This window comes from Mesorhizobium sp. M7A.F.Ca.MR.362.00.0.0, assembly GCF_004023175.1.
Lineage (GTDB): Bacteria > Pseudomonadota > Alphaproteobacteria > Rhizobiales > Rhizobiaceae > Mesorhizobium.
This window is the reverse complement of sequence record NZ_RZTF01000523.1, coordinates 1-3417: the sequence shown is the minus strand read 5'-3', so window position 1 is coordinate 3417 and position 3417 is coordinate 1. Positions and strand designations below refer to the sequence as shown.

Annotated in this window: 3 protein-coding genes; all 3 read right to left on the bottom strand. The window is 59.9% G+C overall.

The annotated features are described in order from the left end of the window. On the bottom strand, window positions 1–1516 hold a 1516-nt coding region (gene glpD, locus EOC06_RS34405; protein WP_128309903.1), incomplete at its 3' end, for a glycerol-3-phosphate dehydrogenase. A gap of 125 nt (window positions 1517–1641) precedes the next feature. Then, window positions 1642–2409 (bottom strand): DeoR/GlpR family DNA-binding transcription regulator, encoded by a 768-nt coding sequence (locus EOC06_RS34400; RefSeq protein ID WP_127258922.1) that lies wholly within the window; start codon window positions 2407–2409, stop codon window positions 1642–1644. 127 nt (window positions 2410–2536) lie between these two features. Next, a partial coding sequence (locus EOC06_RS34395) for a pyridoxal-dependent decarboxylase (RefSeq protein ID WP_164898903.1) occupies window positions 2537–3417 on the bottom strand: 881 nt, incomplete at its 5' end.

Below are 3417 nucleotides of genomic sequence, written 5' to 3'. Positions count from 1 at the left end.
CCGCGACATGGCGCCGGCTTATGCCGCGCATGAACTCATCGAGCGCCGCCACCTGCTCGCGGCTGAGATGCAGACCGCGCTTGGTCCGGCGCCACAATACATCTTCTGATGTGACGGCCCATTCGTTTTGAACGAGATAGCGCACCTCGGCCTCGTAGAGATCGGCGCCGAAGTTGCGGCCGAGATCGACGTTCGATTTGGCCAGCCCCAGCAGCATCCTCGCGCGGGTTCCATAGAGCCGGGTCAACCGGCGAGCCAGGCGCGCGTCGAGGAATGGATAAGCGGTTTTCAATTTCGCCACTTCGGCATCGAAACCGGTGGCCGGGAAATCGCCGCCCGGCAGCGGCGCGTTTGCCGTCCACGGCTTGCCGCGTTTGCCGAGAAAACCCTCGATCTTTTCCAGCATCGATTCCGACAGCCGGCGATAGGTGGTGATCTTGCCGCCAAAAGCATTGACAATTGGGGCAGCGCCGTCGCCGCCATCGGCCTTGAGCACATAGTCGCGCGTCGCTTCCTGCGCCTTGGAGGCTCCGTCATCATAGAGCGGACGGACGGCCGAATAGGTCCAGACGATGTCCGAGCGCTTGACGGGTTGGGCGAAATATTCGCTTGCCGCGGCGCAGAGGTAATCAATCTCGGAGTCGCTGATCTTCACGTCATGCGGATCGCCGGGATAATCCTGGTCGGTGGTGCCGATCAGTGTGAACTCTTCCTCATAGGGAATGGCGAAGATGATGCGACCATCCTTGTTCTGGAAGAAATAGGCGCGTGGATCGTCGAACTTCCTGGCGATGACAATGTGGCTGCCCTGCACGAGGCGGACATTGTGCACATCGTTGAGCCCCACGACGCCAGACAGCACATGATCGACCCAGGGGCCGGCGGCATTGACCAGCAGTCGCGCCTTGATCTCCTCGGTCTCGCCGCTCTGCAGATCCTCGATCTGGATTGCCCACAGGCCGTTTTCGCGGCGCGCGCCGGTCACCTTCGTGCGGGTGCGGACCGTGGCGCCGCGGTCGGCGGCATCACGCGCGTTCAGCGCCACCAGTCGTGCATCATTGACCCAGCCATCCGAATATTCGAAGGCCTTCTTGAACAGCGGCTTCAAAGGCTTGCCGGCCGGATCCCTGGCCATGTCCAGCGTCCGGGTCGCGGGCAGCAATTTGCGCCCGCCAATGTGATCGTAGAGGAAGAGACCGAGCCTGATCAGCCAGGCCGGACGCAGGCCCTTGGCATAGGGCAGCACGAACCGCATCGGCCAGATGATGTGCGGCGCGTTCTTCCACAAAACCTCGCGCTCCATCAGCGCCTCTCGCACCAGGCGGAATTCGTAGAATTCGAGGTAGCGCAGGCCGCCATGGATCAATTTGGTCGAACCCGAGGAGGTTCCGCTGGCTAGGTCGTTCATCTCGGCGAGAAACACGGAAAAGCCACGACCGACGGCGTCACGGGCAATGCCGCAGCCATTGATGCCGCCACCTATGACGAAAATGTCACGGATCGGAGATGCGTCCACAATTCCTCCAACGATTTCGCATTGCACCATTTTTGGGCTTTTACGAAACCGTGTCGGAATTATTTCGAAATGATAACGAATGTCAAACGAAATATCACGAGCGCGTGATATCGGGCAGAAACCGCCTAGGCGAGCGACGTCTCGATCAACTGAACCTCGGCCTCCTGGCAGATCTTGCGCACTGACGGGATGTCGCAACGATCGGTGATGAAGGTGTTGACCTGCGACAGATGGCCGATGCGCACCGGTGCGGTTCGCTCGAATTTGGTCTGGTCGGAAACCAGGATGACATGCCTTGCATTGGCGATGATCGCCTGCGCCACCTTGACCTCGCGAAAATCGAAATCGAGCAGAGCGCCGTCATGGTCGATGGCGGATGCACCGATCACCGCATAGTCGACCTTGAACTGCCTGATGAAGTCGACCGCCGCTTCGCCGACCACACCGCCATCGGAACCGCGCACAACCCCGCCGGCGATCACCACCTCGATCGAGGGATATATCCGCATCCTATTGGCAACATTGATGTTATTGGTGATGACCATGAGCCCGTTGTGATCGAGCAACGCCTTGCTGACCGACTCGGTCGTGGTGCCGATGTTGATGAACAGCGAGGCATTGTCGGGGATCAGCCTGGCGGCCGCACGGCCGATCGCCTCCTTCTCGTCGGCGGCGATCTTGCGTCTCGCCTCATATTCCATGTTCTCGATGCCAGAGGGATACAGCGCGCCGCCATGGATGCGCGAGAGCAGCCGCTGGTCGCACAAATCGTTGAGGTCCTTGCGTATGGTCTGCGGCGTCACATTGAAGTGGGTGGCCAGATCATCGACCAGCACGCGGCCATGATCCTTAGCCATCTGGATAATCTCGGCATGGCGCGGCGACAGATACATAGGCAACCTCCCGTTTTCGTTTTTCTTGTCTATAGTCGAAAACGAAACCGATGAAAAGGCATGAGCCGGCTAATGAAATGCATGTGATTGCCAAGGTGAATACGAACGCAAACCAGATTGTGCCCGATCAATCCATTGCGCGCGCGATTTCCGTGATGACGGTGAAGGCCGTATCAACATCGGCGGCGGTCGCCTCGAACTGGCCGACCTGGAAGCGGATTGCGATCCTGCCATCGACCTTCGTCTGCGTCAGGTAGATGCGGCCATCGTCGTTGATCGCATTGACCAGGCGCAGATTGTGCTCGTCCGCATCAGTGCCAGCTGCAGCCTTGTGCCGGAACGAGAAGAGCGACAGCATCGACTCGCTGACGATCTCGAAATTCGGCTCCCCTGCCAGCCGCGCGGCAAGCCCTTCGCTCCACGCGACATGATTGCGGATCATTGTGCGCAGGCTTTCCAGGCCATGGGCACGCAGCAAGAACCACAATTTCAGCGCGCGAAATCGCCTGCCAAGCGGCACCGACCATTCGGAATAGTTGATGATGCCGTCGTGACCGTGCGTCTTCAGATAATCCGGCTTGATGGCCAGCGTCCTCACATGGCTTTCGGGATCGCGCAGGAACTGGATAGAGCAGTCGAACTGGGCGCCCAGCCATTTGTGCGGATTGAAAACGATTGAATCGGCGCCTTCGACGCCTGTCCAGAAATGCCGATACTCCGGACAGATCATCGCCGATCCCGCCCATGCGGCGTCGACGTGAAGATAAAGCGAATGCCGCCGTGCGACCTCGACAACCGCTGCAATATCGTCGGTGCCGCCGGTGCTGGTGCCGCCGACGCAAGCGATGATGCCGGCCGGCAGCATGCCGGCTTCCCTGTCGGCGATGATTGCCGCCTCGAGTGCCGCCGTATCCATGGCGCGAAAGCGGCCGGCGACGGGAATGCGCACGAGATTGTCCTCGCCGATGCCGGACACCCAGATCGCCCGGTCAATCGAAGTATGCACCT

Coding starts and splice junctions, on each gene's coding strand:
- EOC06_RS34400 (WP_127258922.1), bottom strand. CDS start 2,409: ATGTATCTGTCGCCGCGCCATGCCGAGATTATCCAGATGGCTAAGGAT.